The sequence below is a fragment of the Bacillus sp. NPDC060175 genome, from assembly GCF_042728695.1.
GTDB lineage: Bacteria > Bacillota > Bacilli > Bacillales > Bacillaceae_G > Bacillus_A.
Genome location: NZ_JBHWYR010000004.1, coordinates 133,620 through 152,676, shown reverse-complemented (window position 1 = coordinate 152,676; position 19,057 = coordinate 133,620). Strand labels below are relative to the sequence as shown.

The 19,057-nt window shown below is 35.5% G+C and carries 15 protein-coding genes; 8 read left to right on the top strand and 7 right to left on the bottom strand.

The genetic code is table 11. The features are described from left to right. Positions 1 to 24: 24 nt before the first annotated feature. The gene (locus tag ACFWDE_RS03855) at positions 25 to 1,224 is read left to right on the top strand and encodes an NAD(P)-dependent malic enzyme (RefSeq protein ID WP_377890192.1); all 1,200 of its coding nucleotides are present in this window, start codon (positions 25 to 27) and stop codon (positions 1,222 to 1,224) included. A gap of 286 nt (positions 1,225 to 1,510) precedes the next feature. Here ACFWDE_RS03855 and ACFWDE_RS03850 read toward each other — a convergent pair whose 3' ends face one another. Continuing rightward, positions 1,511 to 2,035 (bottom strand): DUF4871 domain-containing protein, encoded by a 525-nt coding sequence (locus ACFWDE_RS03850; protein ID WP_377890190.1) that lies wholly within the window; start codon positions 2,033 to 2,035, stop codon positions 1,511 to 1,513. Positions 2,036 to 2,217: 182 nt separating this feature from the next. Next, positions 2,218 to 3,144 (bottom strand): DMT family transporter, encoded by a 927-nt coding sequence (locus ACFWDE_RS03845; RefSeq protein ID WP_377890188.1) that lies wholly within the window; start codon positions 3,142 to 3,144, stop codon positions 2,218 to 2,220. Between the two features lie 120 nt (positions 3,145 to 3,264). Here ACFWDE_RS03845 and pdxR point away from each other — a divergent pair, with 120 nt between their 5' ends. Continuing rightward, a complete protein-coding gene (gene pdxR, locus ACFWDE_RS03840; RefSeq protein ID WP_377890186.1) occupies positions 3,265 to 4,665 on the top strand; it encodes a MocR-like pyridoxine biosynthesis transcription factor PdxR in 1,401 nt (466 codons plus the stop codon). A 34-nt stretch (positions 4,666 to 4,699) separates the two neighbouring features. Here the strand turns inward: pdxR and ACFWDE_RS03835 are convergent, their stop codons facing one another. The 3 genes from ACFWDE_RS03835 to ACFWDE_RS03825 all read right to left on the bottom strand — a co-directional run bounded on the left by ACFWDE_RS03835 (position 4,700) and on the right by ACFWDE_RS03825 (position 7,615). Then, positions 4,700 to 5,212, bottom strand: a complete 513-nt coding sequence (locus ACFWDE_RS03835; protein ID WP_000351210.1) for a GNAT family N-acetyltransferase — start codon at positions 5,210 to 5,212, stop codon at positions 4,700 to 4,702. A gap of 146 nt (positions 5,213 to 5,358) precedes the next feature. Then, positions 5,359 to 6,804 carry a HAMP domain-containing sensor histidine kinase gene (locus tag ACFWDE_RS03830; protein ID WP_002063733.1) on the bottom strand — a complete coding sequence of 482 codons (1,446 nt, stop codon included), beginning with the start codon at positions 6,802 to 6,804 and terminating at the stop codon, positions 5,359 to 5,361. A 139-nt stretch (positions 6,805 to 6,943) separates the two neighbouring features. After that, positions 6,944 to 7,615: a response regulator transcription factor gene (locus ACFWDE_RS03825; protein ID WP_002063734.1), complete on the bottom strand. Its 672-nt coding sequence runs from the start codon at positions 7,613 to 7,615 to the stop codon at positions 6,944 to 6,946. Between the two features lie 333 nt (positions 7,616 to 7,948). Between ACFWDE_RS03825 and ACFWDE_RS03820 the strand changes: the two genes are divergently transcribed. Beyond that, positions 7,949 to 8,071, top strand: a complete 123-nt coding sequence (locus tag ACFWDE_RS03820) for a hypothetical protein (RefSeq protein ID WP_002010441.1) — start codon at positions 7,949 to 7,951, stop codon at positions 8,069 to 8,071. A gap of 362 nt (positions 8,072 to 8,433) precedes the next feature. Here the strand turns inward: ACFWDE_RS03820 and ACFWDE_RS03815 are convergent, their stop codons facing one another. Both ACFWDE_RS03815 and fdhD read right to left on the bottom strand, forming a co-directional pair. Then, positions 8,434 to 8,940, bottom strand: coding sequence for a GNAT family N-acetyltransferase (locus ACFWDE_RS03815; RefSeq protein WP_377890182.1), 507 nt, complete (start codon positions 8,938 to 8,940; stop codon positions 8,434 to 8,436). Between the two features lie 502 nt (positions 8,941 to 9,442). Next, entirely contained in the window at positions 9,443 to 10,249 is an 807-nt protein-coding gene (gene fdhD, locus ACFWDE_RS03810; protein WP_377890179.1) for a formate dehydrogenase accessory sulfurtransferase FdhD, read from the bottom strand. A 298-nt stretch (positions 10,250 to 10,547) separates the two neighbouring features. Between fdhD and fdhF the strand changes: the two genes are divergently transcribed. The 5 genes from fdhF (at position 10,548) to ACFWDE_RS03785 (ending at position 19,042) form a co-directional block, all read left to right on the top strand. Continuing rightward, positions 10,548 to 13,490: a formate dehydrogenase subunit alpha gene (gene fdhF, locus ACFWDE_RS03805; protein WP_377890177.1), complete on the top strand. Its 2,943-nt coding sequence runs from the start codon at positions 10,548 to 10,550 to the stop codon at positions 13,488 to 13,490. Between the two features lie 12 nt (positions 13,491 to 13,502). After that, a complete protein-coding gene (locus ACFWDE_RS03800; protein WP_377890175.1) occupies positions 13,503 to 13,985 on the top strand; it encodes a helical membrane plugin domain-containing protein in 483 nt (160 codons plus the stop codon). 163 nt (positions 13,986 to 14,148) lie between these two features. Then, entirely contained in the window at positions 14,149 to 16,020 is a 1,872-nt protein-coding gene (locus ACFWDE_RS03795; protein WP_201040546.1) for a glycerophosphoryl diester phosphodiesterase membrane domain-containing protein, read from the top strand. A gap of 369 nt (positions 16,021 to 16,389) precedes the next feature. Continuing rightward, positions 16,390 to 17,523 (top strand): alanine dehydrogenase, encoded by a 1,134-nt coding sequence (ald, locus tag ACFWDE_RS03790; protein WP_128855923.1) that lies wholly within the window; start codon positions 16,390 to 16,392, stop codon positions 17,521 to 17,523. A gap of 103 nt (positions 17,524 to 17,626) precedes the next feature. Next, positions 17,627 to 19,042, top strand: coding sequence for an amino acid permease (locus ACFWDE_RS03785; protein WP_377890172.1), 1,416 nt, complete (start codon positions 17,627 to 17,629; stop codon positions 19,040 to 19,042). The last annotated feature ends 15 nt before the right edge of the window (positions 19,043 to 19,057 follow it).

Below are 19,057 nucleotides of genomic sequence, written 5' to 3'. Positions count from 1 at the left end.
TCAAATTAAGGGGAGATTATAAGTATGTTAGACAATCAAATTAATGAAAGATCATTGTTATTACATAAAAAGTTAGTAGGGAAAATTGAGATTACAAGTAAAGTAGAAGTGAATTCAGCGGATGATTTAAGTCTGACTTATACACCCGGGGTAGCGGAGTCTTGCAAAGCAATTGCAGCAGATGAGGAAACAGCTTATGACTATACAGCAAGAGGGAACATGGTGGCAGTTGTTTCAGATGGAACAGCAGTACTTGGTTTAGGGAATATTGGACCGAAAGCGGCTATGCCTGTTATGGAAGGGAAAAGTATTTTATTTAAGAAGTTTGCGAATGTAGATGCTTTTCCGTTATGTTTAGGGACGACGGATGTAGATGAAATCGTTACCCTTGTAAAAAATTTAGAGCCTACATTTGCAGGTATCAATTTAGAAGATATTGCAGCACCACGGTGCTTTGAAATTGAAAAGAGATTAAAAGAAGAAACGAATATTCCTGTATTCCATGATGATCAACATGGAACAGCTATTGTCGTTTTGGCAGCTGTTATTAATGCACTAAAAGTCGTAAGTAAACAAATGGATAATGTGAAAATTGTTATTAACGGTGCGGGTTCGGCAGGAATTGCAATTGGAAAACTATTATTAAAAGCTGGGGCAAAGCACATTACGTTAGTTAGCTTAGAAGGTATTGTTTGTGAAGGTGAAACGTGGATGAACGAAGCGCAAATCGAAGTTTCAGAGAAGACAAATCGAGACTACGTACGTGGAACGTTAAAAGAAGCAATTCATCAGGCAGATATCTTTATTGGCGTATCTGCTCCTAACGTATTAACGAAAGAGCTTGTACAGACGATGAATGAGAAAGCGATTGTGTTTGCAATGGCGAATCCAATTCCAGAAATATTCCCAGAAGATGCATTAGCAGCTGGAGCTGTTGTAGTTGGAACTGGTCGTTCTGATTATTCAAATCAAGTAAATAATGTATTAGCGTTCCCTGGAATATTCCGTGGTGCATTAGATGTGCGCGCGACTGATATTACAGAAGAGATGAAATTAGCGGCAGCATATGGGATCGCTAACATAATTACGGATGAAGAGCGTAGTGCGAATTATGTAATTCCAAATCCATTAGATAAAAGAGTTGTTCCAAGTGTTGCAGAAGCAGTAGCGAAAGCAGCCATTGATTCAGGTGTGGCGCAAATTACGAAAATGCCAAGTTACTAATAGTTAAAAGCAGTGCCTAAAAAAGGCACTGCTTTTTTTGAGATAAGAAATCAAAATAATGAAGAAGTGTAGAATTATTTATGTTTCTTCACTATTTGTTTAATTCCATTGCAACTTGTTTACCATTTACTAAAACCTCAGTTACTGCTACGATCACTTCTATCATTTTTTATCTCTCCTCGCCTCATTCCTTACTTTATGTATAGGAGAAGAGAGATAATCTAACTATCGAAGTACGTGATGTAGAAATTCCATTGTTGTAAGGGAGTGTTTTACTATTGTTACTTTACGTAGCATTGATTACAAACTGATCATAATATTTCTCATTCACATATATATTTAATACCCATAATCCAGATGAAGGTAGTGACACGGTGAGAGGGAGTTCGTTTGTAGTAGAATCGATTGTATTTGAAGTAGTCCAACCTTGTTTGGAAGTTTCTTTTTGAAAGAGTACTGGTGTTGGAGTTACAGTTCCTTGTTTTAGCGCAATAATGGATAATTTTCCAGTGGGCATTTCATGGTCTAGAAAGAACCACATTATTTCATTTTGTTCATTTGCGATAATAGAGCTATCAGCCATTGCGATTTTTCCTTCGATGCCTTTTAACGGTATTTTTCCTTCTACGAATGATGGAGCTTCTTCCCAATTTACATCTTTTAAAACACTAAGATGAAAAAAGGAAGGTGCGTTAATTTGAGAGGATGACGTTTCTAGTACTTCTTTTTTAGGTACATTTGAATCTGGCTGCACTTGTGCGCAGCCAGTAATGAGGAAGGAGAAAAGTAGCATAGTTCCGATTTTTTTCATGGTGCCACACTCCTAATTTTTATTGTTAGTGTAATTGTATTTGCTAGCAGGCGGGACAATTCCTTTAAATCATAAAAAGAGGTCGTAAGTTTTGTACGACCTCTTTTGACATTTTCTATCCCGATTGGTGCGGGCTAATAATCAGTGGGGGATGGAACCTCCCCACTGATTAAAGTTTCACTTTATATTTGTTCAGTTGAAAAGGTTGGTTCTTTCTCTTTTTGAGGCATTGTTAAGAAAATAACAGAAAGAACGATACATACTCCGCCTAATAATTGATATGCTCCAAAAGATTCATTAAGCCAAGCGATTGAAACGATGGCAGCTACAAGTGGTTCAATGCTAGATAAAATACTTGTTTCTGTTGCTGCTAAATATTTAAGACTCCCGATATAAAGAAGGAAAGAAAGAGTGCCACTTGTAATGATAAGAATAAGCATAGAAAAAGTTTGAAGTGTGAACGTTTGCGAAAGCTGATTCCATCCAAAAGAACGATTACAAATAAGCAGTGCAATCCCTCCAATTAACATCCCCCAGCCAATTACTATAGTTGTTCCGCATTCTTTAATAAGAGAAGCCGGATGAAGGGTATAAAACGCAAAACCAATCGCTGTTAATAGTCCAAAAATAATAGCTGCTTTAGATAAAACAATATTTTCAATTGGACCGTTTGTAATAATAAAGTATGTCCCTGTTAGAGCAGTTATAATTGCGAGTATTTGCATAGAAGCAGGGAATTTCTTTTGCTCAAACGCAACGTAAATGGTAATAAGAACAGGACCTAGAAATTGAAATAGTGTTGCCGTTACGGCATTACTAATATGAACTGTTTCGATAAAAGCGTACTGCGCACCAAGCATGCCAAGAATAGAGAAAATTATAAGTTGTATAAAGTGTTTAGGATGTTTCCAAATGTGAAATATGTTTTGTTTTTTAATAAGCAAGAAAGCCAAAATGAATATTCCTGCGAGTAACAGGCGAATTGTTAAAAAATCAATTGATGATACGTTCGTATGTTGAAATAGCCACTGAATCATGGGACCAGATAATCCCCATAGGGTAGCTCCTGTAATAATCATCATAAGTCCGATGCGTCTACCATTGTTCATTATCATGCATCTCCTCTCTAGTATTTGATTATTAATGTGTTACATGATAAAAGGAATTATATAGAACTTCTGGTACTGTAAAAAGTATCAGTTATGTGTTTTTGGGAGGGATCAGATGTTGTGTTAGAACTAACGCCTAATTTGAGTGCAAATAGTAAGACAGCATTGTATGTACAATTGTATGAGTATATAAAAAAAGAGATTAAAGATGGAACGATTCCGGCCTTTACGAAATTACCGGCTAAGAGGAAGCTGGCGACATATTTACAAGTGAGTAAAAATACAGTTGAAGCTGCTTATGAGCAACTTCTTGCCGAAGGATATATTGAGTCGATTTCTAGAAAAGGTTATTTTGTATGTGAAATCGAGCAAATGATTCATGTGGAAGGCAGCCAAGAGGTAATAGGAGAAGCGCCTTTTCAAGATAAGAAGTATAAATTTGATTTCACTCAAACGGGTGTGGATACTAATACTTTTCCGTTTCATGTATATCGAAAAATTACGAACGAGGTATGGCAATTTGAAAATAAAGATTTACTTTTTATTGGACATCCGCAAGGGGAGGTAAGTTTACGAGAAGAAATCGCCAGCTATTTGTATGAATCTAGAGGTGTACGATGCGTAGCTAGTCAAATTGTAATAGGAGCGGGTACGCAAATATTAGTAAAAATGTTATTTCAGTTGTTAAAGGGAAGTCGTTATGCGGTTGAGAACCCTGGGTACCATCGGAAAATGGTTGTTTTCGAGCAAGGGGAACAAAATGTACAAATGTTATCTTTAGATAGAGATGGAATTCGTATGTCACAGTTAGTTGATAGCCATGCAAATGTTGTATTTGTTACACCTTCGCATCAGTTTCCTTACGGGATGATTATGCCAATTACGAGAAGAATGCAGCTTTTGCAATGGGCGAAAAAAGAAGAAGGAAGATATATTATTGAAGATGATTATGATAGTGAATTCCGCTATTCAGGAAAGCCAATTCCAGCGCTGCAAGGGTTAGATAGAGATGGGAAAGTAATTTATATGGGGACGCTGTCTAAAGCGCTATTGCCATCATTACGGATGAGTTATATGGTGTTGCCAAAACAGCTCATTAAGCAGTATCAGGAGCAATATTTATTTTACACACAAAGCGTTTCAAGAATGGATCAAGAGATCATTAGGAAATTTTTAAATGACGGGCATTGGGAAAAGCATATTCATAAAATGCGTGTTGTGTACCGAAAGAAGAGAGACCGTCTTGTTTCGGTAATAGAAAAATATTTTTCTAGTCGCATTGAAGTAATAGGGGAAGATTCCGGCCTACATATTTTATTAAGAGTGCATAATGGGATGGAAGAGAAAGAATTAATGGAAACTGCAGCTGAAAGGAGTATTAAAGTGTATCCTGTTTCGATGTATTATAAGGAAGGGACTTCTCCCAAAAGTACAGTATTACTTGGATTTGCGACTTTATTAGAGGAAGAAATTGAAGAGGCCATTCAATTATTATATACAGCATGGTTTACAAAAAAGTAAAAAAACACCCTCATAAATGGAGGATGTTTTTTTATTATTTTTCTTCATCTAGGAAAAGAACCATATGCTCTTCATCCCAATATTGTCCGTTATATTTTAATGAGCGTTCTTGCACACCAAATGTTTTAAATCCTAATGACTCATAAAGTTTTTTTGCACCATCGTTTCCGACAACAACATCAAGCATAACTTGCTCTACTTCTAAAGATTTAGCAAGCTCAAGACATTCTTTAATAAGTGCTTTTCCCGCTCCAAGTCCGCGTGCTTTTGGAGATACGTATACTGAACCAATTTTCGCTTTATGTTCTTGTTTTACATATGGTTTCGTTTCCAGTGTTGCAACTCCGATTAATTCTCCATCTTTAAATGCACCTAGTGTATAGTTCTCATCTTGTGCTAATTTTTGGGCTTTATATTCAATAGCACACTCTTTATTAATAATATCTTCATAAGAAGAGCTGAAAGCTTCCGGGTTTTGTTTTAATCCTTCTACTCGAAGTTCTAAGTAAATTTCTGCTTCGTCTTTTGTTAATACATGGATATCCAATTATATCACCCTCCAAATCTTTGACAGTTATACCTATATTTTATATTGAAATAAGAATAATTTCAAAAGCTTAGCTTATATAAGCTGGTTTTATAAATAAAATAGCACCAGTAGTGTTGACTACTACTGGTGATTTCACGCATATATTATTCAAATGGTAATTCAATTATAAATTCTGTTCCGACTTCTAATTCGCTGTTAACTTCAATAGAACCATTATGAAGTTCTACAATTTCTTTTGCAACAGCCAGTCCGATACCTTTTCCTCCTGTAGCTCGTGTTCTGGATTTATCGACACGGTAAAAGCGATCGAAAACATGTGGGATATCTTCTTCAGGAATACCTTCACCTTCATCTTGTACACTTATTGTAAAAGTATTCGTACTCGATAGTACACGTATTGTTATAGAAGTGTTTTCTGGTGAATGTTGATAAGCGTTGTGCAATAAATTTAACAGTACTTGTTCCATACGTCTTTCGTCTATACAAACTTCTAAATCATCTTTGCAGTATATATATAGTTGCATTTGTTTGTTCGTTAATGTTGTTTTTGTTTTTTCAACCATTCGTTCTAAAAATGGCCTCAGGAGCATTTTTTGTTTTTTAATAACGAATTGATGTTGCTCTAATTGTACGAGCATAAATAAATCTTGTACGAGATCAGTTACACTATCGGTTTCATCCTCGATGATTTGTAAATACTCTTCACGTTCTTCCTTCGTTAAAGAATCTCTCTTTGCCACTTTCGCATAACCTTTCATATAGGTTAATGGAGTTAATAATTCGTGAGCGACACTAGCGAGGAATTCATTTCGTTCTTTTTTCATATACGTAAGTTCACTAGATAAATCTTCAATAGTTTTTGCTAAGCTTCCAAGTTCATCATTTCGTTTAATTCCTAATTGAATTGGCTTGTTCAATTTGGACATTTTTTCAGTAGCTCTTTTCATTTTTATAAGAGGTTCTGTAATAACCCGAGAAAAAACAAAGACAGAAATAGTTGTTAAAATAATTGTCAAAATACTAATGATAATAAATTGATTCATGAGTTTAAGTAACATATTTTCTAAGAAAGATGTCTTTAATAACATATGTAAGTTACCTTGAAATCCATCTATTTCAAGTGGGCTTACTGTTGAGATGAATTTCGATTTTTTCCAGTTTTTTTCTACAATCAACCCGCTTTTAGGAATAGTTTCCGTTTTACAAGTAAGTTGTTTTTGCATTTCTTTCGTTACGGGTTCTGAGGTGGAAATGATTTTGCCGTTATTGTCAGTTATAATGATAGTGATATCGGTATTAGCAATTAATTCTGAGCCAATTAATTCTTCAGCTGCATGCTCGATAGTGAACTCTTGATACCAAGGGCGTTTAGGACGTTCGGTGTTTGGTTTTTGTTTAGAATGCTCATTCCATTTTGCACGGTTTACAATTTTGTCACGATACCGATTGCCTTTCTCTAATAGAGCAACTGTTTCCTCTTCAACCCGCATTTTTGAAAGGCTTTTATAAAAAGATACGAAAGCAATTGTTTCAATACATAAAGCTAATATTAAAAAGTATGTCCCAATTTTAAGGGAAAGTTTACTCATTTTCTCACCATACCTTATTTTATATAAAGTGAAACTTTGGAGATTTCACGGATTATTATCCCGCATTAATTGGAGCCTTATTGCCCATTAATGCAGGATAAAGGGTCAGTGGTATACTATTGTCCACTGACCGAAGTAATTATTCATTTTTCCATTTATATCCGACTTTATAGACAGTTTCTAAGTAATCTTCAACTGGAAATCCTTTTTTGCGTAACTTATCCCGTATATTACGAATATGTGAATCGATAGTTCTGTATTCGATGTCTGTTTGATAGCCCCAAATCTTTTCGATTAAATCGTCTCGGCTGTAGGCACGGTTTGTATTTTGTAAAAATAGTCCGAGTAACGAAAATTCAATAGGAGTTAGTGAGATTTTTTCATTATAAACTGTAACAGTATGTTTCGTTTTATCCCACTCAATACCATTGAAGCTAACAAAGCTATCTTTCTTTGTACGACGTAATATAGCCTCGATTCGCGCGACTAATACATGTTCATCGAATGGTTTTGTAATATAGTCATCTGCTCCCATGGTCAGGCCTTTGACCATATCATAATTTTGGTTGCGAGCTGTTAGCATAATAATTGGAACGTTAGAAATTTGACGGATTTGATAGCAAGTATCCCACCCATCCATATTCGGCATCATAACATCTAATAAAATAATATCGAAGTCCTTTTGTTCGATTAATTCTAGCGCTTCAAGGCCAGAAGTAGCTTTCATACAAAAATAGCCACGAGGGCTTAAGAACAGATCTAATAATCGTAACATACGTTCTTCGTCGTCTACTAATAAAATTTTCACCATAATCTTGTGCACCCCAAACTATTCATTCTACTTGTATAGTTTACATGAAAATAATAAAAAACTCTTTTTATGTGATTGAATGGATGGCTGATTTTTTCAATCAGGGCAATTGACATAAAAAATGCACTAGTTTTGCACAACTATTTTTTATAATAGAAAACGTAGCGACACAAATACCCTATGTTGCGACATAACGTCATGTCATTTTATTTATAAAATGACAATTCCATTCTATTGTGTATGTGAGATAGAGAGGGTTTTCGTATTCACCTCGCATCGGATAAGAAAAATTTCCTATCTCACACTTTTTTTTATATAAAGGGGATTGTACACATGAGTAAAAAAGTAGAACTTTTACAAAAAGAAAAGCAAGATCGTAATGCGATTGTAATGTGTGTTGCGGTATCTATGCTTATTATGATAAGTTGTGTAAATAAATTTTTCGGGATTTTATAATAGAAAAAAAGCTTATTGCTTCTTAAGAAGCAATAAGCTTTTTTAATGTGTTCTATATAATAAACCAAGGTAGAATGGCCAGTCCAGAAGTTACAATTGCTGTAGCAAATATTAAAAAGATAGCTTGTTTGTTTTGTTTCATGTTACATTCTCCTCTACATATCAATTGCATGCTATACGTTCATGAAATACTCAGCGGGAGATGGATCATCCCCACTGATTAAAGTCTCGCTTTATATTTTTAGTATAACGAATGGAAAGGATTGGAACGATCGATAAAGGTTACATGAAGATTACATTGTTGTAATGAAAAAAGCATCTTAATTAATAAGAAGATGCTTTTGAAAAATTATATTAAAATGTTAATTATTTAAGAATAAAACCATATGCTCTTCGTCCCAATATTGGCCATTATGTTTTAAGGACCGTTCTTGCACACCGTAAGTTTGGAAGCCGAGGGACTCATATAATTTTTTTGCAGCAGTGTTATCAGCAACAACATCAAGCATGAGCTGTTCTACATGTAATTTATCGGCATTTTCAATAATCGCTTTAATTAAAGCTCGTCCTGCACCGAGACCACGCGCTTTTGGAGAAACAAAAACGGAGCCGATTTTTGCCTTATGTTCTTGCTTAATAAATGGCTTTGTTTCTAGAGTAGCAATACCGACTAAATCATTATCTTTGAAGACACCTAGAGTATACTTATCCGGATTGCTTAATCGCTTTGCCATAGCAGCGACAGGGTTTTCCTGTTTAAGAACATCTTCATAAGAAGAGCTAAAAGCCTCAGGGTTTTTCAGTAAACCTTCCATACACACTTTTAAATACATTTCTGCGTCCTCTGTTGTTAATAAGCGAATTTCCATAGTTGTAACCTCCTAGGTTGATCTTAATTTAATCCATTAACTTTATAAGAATAAAGATAGCTAAATACATTCTGTGATTATTCATTCTTAATTTGTAAAAGAATGAAAAGATTATGCTACTATGTTTTTATTTTATTTATCCCGCTATTTGCGGGCGGTAAAACTCCCACCTCAAAATTCGGCTGGAGCAGAGAAGTTAGGTGGGAGATCAACTGCCCGTAAACGCCCGATTGGTGTGGGCTAATAATCAGTAGGGGATGAACACCCCCCCCTGATTATAGTTTCACTTTATGTAATGAAATTATATATTAACTTTATTAACTATTCAAGGTTTTAATATGTTACATTTTTATAACTAAAATTCTCGCTTTGTAAAGGAGTCATTTTTATCCCACTATTCGTGGGATTCGGGTTGCTCGTAAAAGCCCAATTGGTTTGGGCTAATAATCAGTGGGGAGGGAAAAAACCTCCACTGATTAAATTTCCACTTTCTTTTACGTAGTCAATCGTTTATTTTGTAGCCATCGATTCGTTCTGGATGTGTATAAATATTGCAAGATCCATTTCGAATAAATCCTACTACGGTAATACCTAAATCATGGGCGAGTTGCAGAGCTAGTTTAGTTGGAGCTGATTTAGATAGAACAATTTCGCAACCTATTTTTGAAACCTTTAACAAAATTTCAGATGAGATGCGTCCGCTAAACGCAATGATTTTCCCTTGAACAGAGATATTGTTTCGTAAGCAATGACCGTATATTTTATCTAGCGCATTATGTCTTCCAATATCCATTCTTGATAAAAGAATGTTATTTCGATCACATAGAGCGGTATTATGCACACCACCCGTTTGGCGAAATGTAGTTGAAGATTGTTGTAAGGAAGTCATTAGGTGAAAACATTCTTCCGGAGTAATAGTTATATGTACATCATGTAACTTTTTTGCTTTTGCTGCATCGTTGACGAAAACAAAACCTTGTCTACTTTTCCCACAACAAGAAGTTACGTACCGTTTATTATATAAAGTTTGATAGAGCGGATTAATTTTTGATGATTTTACATGGACAATTCCGTTTTCTTTTTGGATCCATAATTCTTCAATATCTTTATAAGAAGAAATAATTCCTTCAGAAATTAAAAAACCGATTACCATATCTTCAATGTAATTAGGAGTGCACACAACTGTTACGTATTCTTCACTATTTAATTTAATTGTAATAGGAGATTCCGTAACAACCTCATCGGTTTGTTTTGAAAATGTACCAGATTGATAGCGTACAATTGTATATGTTTCTTGAATAGGCCCCATATTAAATTCCCCTTTATATGTATTTTTCTCCATATTTATCATAAAACATCGAAAAACCAAAAGCATCTACTAACAAGAAGATGGCAGATTATTTTGGTTATTATTGTATATGTACGATATAATAGATTTGTAGAATAGTGACATTTTCAAGCTTTCGTAGTTATACCTTATAACATCTAGAATCGACTTCCAAAGGAAAGTATTTCAACAGGGCGCTTCAAAAATATGTACAGCAACGCAGTTATGAAAACGGATTCATAATTGTGTTGTACAGTTAGTTGTAAGGAGAGGGGAAACTATGACAGAACAGACAGTCCGTGTAACCGTTGATGGTAAAGAATTTTTCGCATCAGGTGAAAAGACGATACTCCAATTATTTAACGAAAGTAATTTAGAACATCCTCAAATTTGTCATGTACCAGAGGTAGATCCTATTCAAACTTGTGATACATGTATTGTAGAAGTGAATGGAAGTTTACTGCGTGCCTGTTCAACGAAGTTGGAAGATGGCATGCATATTGAGAGGCAATCGGAACGTGCGAAGGAAGCGCAAACTGAAGCGATGGATCGAATATTAGAGAATCATTTATTGTACTGTACGGTATGTGATAATAATAATGGTAACTGTAAAGTCCATAATACAGTAGATATGATGGGAATTGAAGAACAGAAATATCCATATGAACCGAAAGCAAGTGCATGCGAAGTGGATACGTCGCATCCATTCTATCGATACGATCCAAATCAATGTATTGCTTGTGGGCAGTGTGTAGAAGTATGCCAAAATTTACAAGTGAATGAAACTTTATCGATTGATTGGAGTTTAGACCGTCCACGTGTTATTTGGGACAATGGTGTGAGTATAAATGACTCGTCTTGTGTTAGCTGTGGGCAATGTGTAACAGTTTGTCCTTGTAATGCATTAATGGAAAAAACGATGCTAGGAGAAGCTGGATTTATGACTGGTTTAAAACCAGATGTGCTAAATCCAATGATTGATTTTGTAAAAGATGTAGAGCCTGGATATAGCAGTATTTTAGCAGTTTCAGAAGTAGAATCTGCAATGCGTAAGACGAAGATTAATAAGACAAAAACAGTTTGTACATTTTGTGGTGTAGGTTGTTCATTTGAAGTGTGGACGAAAGATCGTCAAATTTTGAAAGTACAACCTGTTTCAGATGCGCCAGTTAATGGTATTTCCACATGTGTAAAAGGTAAATTTGGCTGGGATTTTGTGAACAGTGAAGATCGTATTACAAAGCCATTAATCCGCCAAGGAGATATGTTTGTTGAGGCTTCATGGGAAGAGGCTCTTGAAGTTGTTGCATCTAATATGCAGCATATTAAATCAGAATACGGCAGCGATGCATTTGGGTTCATTTCTTCTTCGAAAGTAACGAATGAAGAAAATTATCTTATGCAAAAACTAGCTCGTCAAATATATGGAACGAATAATGTAGACAACTGTTCCCGTTATTGTCAATCTCCAGCAACAGACGGTTTATTTAAAACTGTCGGTATGGGCGGGGATGCTGGAACAGTGAAAGATATCGCTGAAGCAGGTCTTGTTATTGTTGTTGGTGCGAATCCAACAGAAGGACATCCTGTACTTGCAACTAGAGTGAAACGTGCTCATAAATTACATGAACAAAAACTAATTGTCGCAGATCTTCGTAAACATGAAATGGCGGAACGTGCTGATATATTTGTTCACCCAAGTCAAGGGACGGATTATGTATGGCTTGCTGGGATAACGAAATACATTATCGATCAAGATTGGCACGATAAAAAGTTCATAGATGAAAATGTAAAGAATTTTGATGAATATAGCAAAATGCTAGAAAAATATACGATTGATTATACTGAGGGAATTACAGGGATTTCTAAAGCTCAGTTAAAAGAAATGGCTCGTATGGTATATGAAGCAGATGGTACTTGTGTACTTTGGGGAATGGGTGTAACTCAAAATACAGGAGGAAGTACAACGTCGGCAGCAATTTCAAACTTACTTCTCGTTACGGGTAACTACCGTCGTCCTGGTGCCGGCGCGTATCCGTTACGCGGGCATAATAACGTACAAGGTGCTTGTGATATGGCGACATTACCGAACTGGCTTCCGGGTTATCAAGCGGTCTCAGATGATGTGCATCGTGCGAAGTTTGAAAAAGCATACGGTACTACCATTCCGAAAGAACCGGGATTAAATAATATCGCAATGTTACTTGCGGCCGAAGAAGGAAAACTGCGTGGTATGTATGTTATGGGAGAAGAAATGGCTTTAGTAGATTCAAATGCCAACCATGTACAACATATTTTAGCGAATTTAGACTTCCTTGTTGTTCAAGATATGTTCTTATCAAAAACAGCTCGTTTTGCCGATGTTATTTTACCGGCAGCACCAAGCTTAGAAAAGGAAGGAACATTTACAAATACAGAGCGCCGTATTCAAAGATTGTATGAAGTATTGAAGCCACTTGGTGATTCTAAGCCAGATTGGTGGATTTTACAAAAAGTAGCTCGTGCATTGGGCGGAGACTGGAATTATGGAAGTCCAAGTGAAATTATGGATGAAATTGCATCACTTGCCCCGTTATACTCACAAGCAACGTATGACCGTTTAGAAGGCTGGAATAGTTTATGTTGGGGTAGCCATGATGGTAGTGACACACCGCTATTATATGTAGATGGATTTAACTTCCCAGACAAACTAGCACGTTTATCACTGGATGAATGGATTCCGCCAGTTGTAGCACCAGATGAGTATGATTTACTATTAAATAATGGCCGTATGCTAGAGCATTTCCATGAAGGGAATATGACGAATAAGTCGGCTGGCATTTTATCTAAAGTGTCTGAAGTATTTGTTGAAATTTCACCTGAACTTGCTAAAGAACGCAATGTGAAAGATGGTGGTCTTGTAGAGTTAGCATCACCATTTGGAAAGATCAAAGTACAAGCGCTTGTTACAGATCGTGTAACTGGAAATGAGTTGTATTTGCCGATGCATGCGACAGTAAATGAAGAGGCAATTAATATTTTAACAGGAACAGCAACAGACATTTATACGTGTACACCAGCTTATAAACAAACAATGGTGAAACTGCGCGTATTACGTGAAAAAGGAAATCGTCCGTTACCATCTTCAAACCCGAGAGATAAAAAACGTCATCCGCAAAATGGTGTTGAAATCGAGCAAAAGTGGCAAAGAAAACAATACGTATCACTTGTGGACCAGAATTAGGGGGCGGAGATAATGGCAAAAGAGATTACTTTAATTAAAAAGAAGATTGTAACAGAAGAAGAAAAAAAACAGCAAGTAACAGATGAGTTGTTAAATAATCTAGCTGAAAATAGAGAAGCAGTAGAAGAGACGATGCAGCTATTAGCGCAGTTGCAAAAAGCTGGAATTTTAGATGCAGCAATTAGTTTACTTGCTGCAAAAGAAGATGTTTCCAAAATAGCTGTTGAACAATTGAATCGTGAACCAGTTAAAAATGCACTCAACAATATGATGGGGGCGGGGGAAGCGTTATCCTCAGTTGACCCAGAAGTAACAAAGCAAATCACATCGAGTTTAGTCACTGGATTGCAATTTGCAACAGAGGAATTAAATAGTGGTAAAAAAACAAAAGTGATGGATTTCTTTAAAGTGTTAAAAGATCCAGATATCAATAGAGCAATTACATTCGGTTTTAGCTTCTTGAAAGCATTTGGTCAAGGGTTAGAAAAAAAATAGAGTAAATGAAAAAGTGATGGCAAGTAGCCATCACTTTTTCATTGTATGTATAAGAGTGTTCATGTTAAGCGGAATATATTATTATTATTATTATTAAAAAGATGGGTTGGAAATGGAAATATGGAATCCATCTCAAATATCGTTTTAGAATGTGGAGGAATATATGCAACACCGTAAAAGACTATCTATACCAGGAGTAATGGGACATTCCTTTCAAACAGTTAGATTTGCTTTTTGGAATGTATTAACCTTTCAACTTGCTTATAAATTATTAGCAGCGATTGTATTTGTCCCGCTATTTGGGATCATTTTTAATAAGTTATTGTATTTTGGTGGTTATGCAAATGCGACGAATGATGAATTATTAGCTTTTTTAAAGACACCATACGGCATTTTGACAATCGTAATTTTATCATTGTTAGCACTGTTTCTTATCTTTACGGAATTTGCGGTGCTTATTATCATTTCGTACTTCGCTCATAAAAGACAAAAGGTGAAATTACGTCCGATTTTATATAAAACCGTAACGTATTTACCTACTCTTTTCACATATTGCTTACCAGGATTTATTTTATATGCTGTCGTATTGTTACCTCTTTTAAATATTGGATATGAAACGGCATTAATTCCGCAAATTCAAATTCCTAACTTTATTACAGGAGAACTGTTTAAGACAACGATGGGACAAGTTGGTTATTACACGTTCTTTGCTGTAGTTGCGTATTTGAACCTTCGCTGGATTTTTGTTCTACCTATTGTTGTTTTAGAGCAAAAGCCGTTTCGCACAGCAGCACGTAAAAGTGCAACGTTAGTAAAAGAAAGTTTTTTTAAAGTACTATTCTTTTTAGTAGGATTTTTTATTTCAATAGGGATTGTGTACGGTGTATTTTTTGGAATGTATTTATTGTGTCTATGGGGCATGTATGAATTTACAAATCCACAGGGAACATTTGCATTATTAGCGGAATCAACAATGTCTGTATTTTTAACGAGTACATTGTATTTATTTAGTTTTATCGTGACGCCATTTTATATTATGGCAATAACACGATTGTATTTACAAAAGGTTCCGGTTGAAGATGTTTTATTAGAAGAAGGATTAGATTATTCGAAAACAAAAGCAGATAAATGTTTCTTCCAAAAACATCGTTGGAAATTTATTAGTGTATATATTGTAGGAATTATTACTGCCGGAATGGTCGTTGCCTTCATTGTAACGTTTATTTCAAATTCATATAAAGAACCAATTATTATGGCTCATCGTGGTTATATTTCAAAAGGTGTAGAGAATACGAAAGAAGCTGTGCAGGGGGCTATTGATGCCAAAGCAGACTACGCTGAAATTGATGTACTGCAAACAAAAGACGGTGAACTAGCAGTTATACATGATTTGAAGCTAAAACGTCTTGCTAATGCTAATGTTCATGTGTCAGATTTAACGATGGAGGAGTTAAGACAGCTTACCCTTAGTCAAGATGGTTTTTCAGGACAAATAAGTACACTTGATGAGATCATTAAGCTGGCAAAAGGAAAAATCAAACTTAATATTGAAGTGAAGCTTCATGGTGGCGAAAAAGATTTCGTAAACAAAGTATTAAAAGCGATTAAAGATAATGAATTTGAGAAGCAATGTGTCATTCAAACGTTACACTATCCGCTTATTAAAGAGTTTAAACGTGCAAATCCAAATATAAAAGTAGGATATATACTGTATGCGAGTAGAGCTAACTTAAAGAATGTGAAGGCTGATTTTTATGTAGCAGAAGAATACATGTTAAATAAGAAATTAGTAAAAGAAGCAAGGAAGTTAAACAAGCCAATTTACGTATGGACGGTAAATGATATGGAAAGTTTAAAGAGATATTATAAGTTAAACGTAGATGGTATCATTACCGATTATCCTGAAGATGCACGTGAAACAATTAAGATGTTAAAAGAGCAAGAAGATCGTGAAAGTGATATGTTTGATAAAATTACTGAGACGACAGAAGATTTATTTTTAAAGTTATTTATGATCTATCCAGCTGCTGGTTAAATGCTAGTAGCTGTTTTTTTTATGAAAAGAATATATTTCTAAAGTATTGTACAAAGTAATAAGTGTATATGTATACGTAACTACTTAGTTTTTTGCATTGTTACATTATTGTCAAATAATAAATAATTGCTATGCGTTTTGAGTGGATATAATGTAAATAGAGTGATAGATAATGCGATGGTACGAATAACCCAATAGAATCAATGTTTCTTATATTTACACTATTCTAAATATATAAACTTTTAAAAAATGGTATGTTAGCGTTTTCATAATTTTTAAGTTATGCTAGAATAAGGACATAAGTTATTAATTATTACAAAAAGAAAAAAGAATTCCTTTTTTCTGTTAATTATAAGGGGGCATTTCATTATGCGTATTGGGGTACCAGCAGAAATTAAAAACAACGAAAACCGTGTGGCAATGACACCAGCAGGTGTTGTACATTTAATTCGTAACAATCACGAAGTATTCATTCAAAAGGATGCAGGTGTAGGATCTGGTTTCACAGATGCTCAGTATGTTGAAGCGGGAGCAAAAATTGTTGATACAGCTGAAGAAGCTTGGAACATGGAAATGGTTATGAAAGTTAAGGAACCAGTTGAAAGCGAATACAAACACTTCAGTGAAGGTTTAATCTTATTCACATACTTACACTTAGCTCCAGAACCAGAATTAACAAAAGCGTTAATCGAGAAGAAAGTTGTTGCTATCGCATATGAAACAGTACAATTAGAAAACCGTTCATTACCATTACTTGCACCTATGAGTGAAGTAGCTGGTCGTATGGCTGCACAAATCGGTGCGCAATTCCTTGAGAAAAACAAAGGCGGTAAAGGTATCTTACTTGCAGGTGTTCCAGGAGTTAAACGTGGTAAAGTAACAATTATCGGTGGTGGACAAGCTGGTACAAATGCTGCTAAAATTGCAGTTGGACTAGGTGCGGATGTAACAATCATCGACTTAAGTGCAGAACGTCTTCGTCAATTAGATGATATTTTCGGAAACCAAGTAAAAACTTTAATGTCTAATCCTTACAATATTGCAGAAGCTGTAAAAGAATCTGATCTTGTAATCGGTGCAGTATTAATCCCAGGTGCAAAAGCGCCAAAACTTGTAACAGAAGAAATGATTAAATCAATGGAACCAGGTTCTGTTGTTGTAGATATCGCGATTGACCAAGGTGGTATTTTCGAAACAACTGACCGTATTACAACTCATGATAACCCAACTTATGAAAAACACGGCGTTGTGCATTATGCAGTTGCAAACATGCCAGGTGCGGTTCCACGTACATCAACTCTTGCATTAACAAACGTAACAGTACCATATGCAGTACAAATTGCTAACAAAGGCTACAAAGAAGCTTGCCTAGGCAACACTGCATTATTAAAAGGTATTAATACATTAGAAGGCTATGTAACATTCGAAGCAGTTGCAGAAGCTCACGGTGTAGAGTACAAAGGTGCTAAAGAATTATTAGAAGCAGAAACAGTATCTTGCTAATAGAAGCATTATACAAAACGAAATCGAACAATATATAAAACAACATGATAAGAGCTAAGAGATAATACCTCTTAGCTCTTCTTGGTAAAAGGGGGCATTCATCGTGGCCAACCTATTTAAAAAGAAATCCGTTACGCAATTGTTAGGGGAAAGTAAAAGTAAAACTTTGACGAAAACGCTAGGGGCATTTGACCTAACAATGCTAGGGATTGGTGCGATAATTGGTACAGGAGTTCTAGTATTAACGGGATTAGTAGCAGCAAGAGATGCTGGTCCAGCAGTTATTTTTTCATTCATGATTGCAGCAATTGTTTGTGGATTTGCAGCTTTATGTTATGCAGAGGTTGCATCTGCACTTCCTGTTTCAGGTAGTGTGTACACATATTCATATGCAACAATTGGTGAGTTTGTTGCCCATTTAATGGGATGGACATTGCTATCCGTATATGTCGTAACGACTGCCGCAGTAGCTGGCGGATGGACAGGTTATTTCAATAATTTAGTGAGTGGATTGGGACTTGAAATTCCTAAAGCATTGTTAACGATTCCATCGCAAGGTGGTATGGTGAACTTACCCGCAGTTATCATTACGTTGGTGATAACTTGGTTATTATCACGAGGTACAAAAGAAAGTAAGCGTGTGAATAACATAATGGTATTAATTAAAATTGGTATTGTTGTTTTATTCATTGCAGTTGGTGTATTCTACGTGAAACCAGAAAACTGGATACCATTTGCACCGTACGGCTTAAGTGGAGTCTTTGCCGGAGGAGCAGCAGTATTCTTCGCTTTCTTAGGATTTGATGCATTAGCAACTTCTGCTGAAGAAGTAAAAAATCCGCAACGTGATCTACCGATTGGTATTATTGCTTCATTAGTCATTTGTACAATCATTTATGTTGTAGTTTGTCTCGTTATGACAGGTATGGTTTCTTACAAGGAATTAGATGTACCTGAAGCGATGGCCTATGTACTAGAAGTTGTAGGACAAGATAAAGTGGCTGGTGTAATTGCTATTGGAGCTGTAATTGGTATTATGGCTGTAATTTTCGCATACATCTACGCTACGACACGTGTATTCTTCGCGATGAGCCGTGATGGTTTATTGCCAAAATCTTTTGCGAAAATTAACAAGAAGACAGAAGCACCAACATTTTCAGTTTGGTTAACAGGAATTGGTAGTGCTGTAATTGCTGGATTTATCGATTTAAAAGAATTGTCAAATTTAGCGAATATTGGAGCGTTATTAACATTCGCGATGGTTGGTGTAACTGTCATCATTCTTCGTAAAACGCATCCGAAATTACAACGTGGATTTATGGTACCATTTGTACCAATCTTACCGATTATTTCAGTTGCATGCTGTCTATTCTTAATGGTAAATCTACCGTTAAAAACATGGATATACTTCGGTATTTGGTTGGCAATTGGAGTAGTTGTATACTTTGTGTATTCGAAAAAACACAGTCATCTAAAAGAAGATGGAAGTTCGCAAGATAGTTTAGAAAAAGCTAATTAAAGGGATATAAGATAG

Bases quoted from the DNA above. Each gene is read 5' to 3' on its own strand.
- ACFWDE_RS03855 (WP_377890192.1), top strand. From the start codon at position 25: ATGTTAGACAATCAAATTAATGAAAGATCATTGTTATTACATAAAAAG.
- ACFWDE_RS03850 (WP_377890190.1), bottom strand. From the start codon at position 2,035: ATGAAAAAAATCGGAACTATGCTACTTTTCTCCTTCCTCATTACTGGC.
- ACFWDE_RS03845 (WP_377890188.1), bottom strand. From the start codon at position 3,144: ATGAACAATGGTAGACGCATCGGACTTATGATGATTATTACAGGAGCT.
- ACFWDE_RS03830 (WP_002063733.1), bottom strand. From the start codon at position 6,804: ATGAGTAAACTTTCCCTTAAAATTGGGACATACTTTTTAATATTAGCT.
- ACFWDE_RS03825 (WP_002063734.1), bottom strand. From the start codon at position 7,615: ATGGTGAAAATTTTATTAGTAGACGACGAAGAACGTATGTTACGATTA.
- ACFWDE_RS03820 (WP_002010441.1), top strand. From the start codon at position 7,949: ATGAGTAAAAAAGTAGAACTTTTACAAAAAGAAAAGCAAGATCGTAAT.
- ACFWDE_RS03815 (WP_377890182.1), bottom strand. From the start codon at position 8,940: ATGGAAATTCGCTTATTAACAACAGAGGACGCAGAAATGTATTTAAAA.
- fdhD (WP_377890179.1), bottom strand. From the start codon at position 10,249: ATGGGGCCTATTCAAGAAACATATACAATTGTACGCTATCAATCTGGT.
- fdhF (WP_377890177.1), top strand. From the start codon at position 10,548: ATGACAGAACAGACAGTCCGTGTAACCGTTGATGGTAAAGAATTTTTC.
- ACFWDE_RS03800 (WP_377890175.1), top strand. From the start codon at position 13,503: ATGGCAAAAGAGATTACTTTAATTAAAAAGAAGATTGTAACAGAAGAA.
- ACFWDE_RS03795 (WP_201040546.1), top strand. From the start codon at position 14,149: ATGCAACACCGTAAAAGACTATCTATACCAGGAGTAATGGGACATTCC.
- ald (WP_128855923.1), top strand. From the start codon at position 16,390: ATGCGTATTGGGGTACCAGCAGAAATTAAAAACAACGAAAACCGTGTG.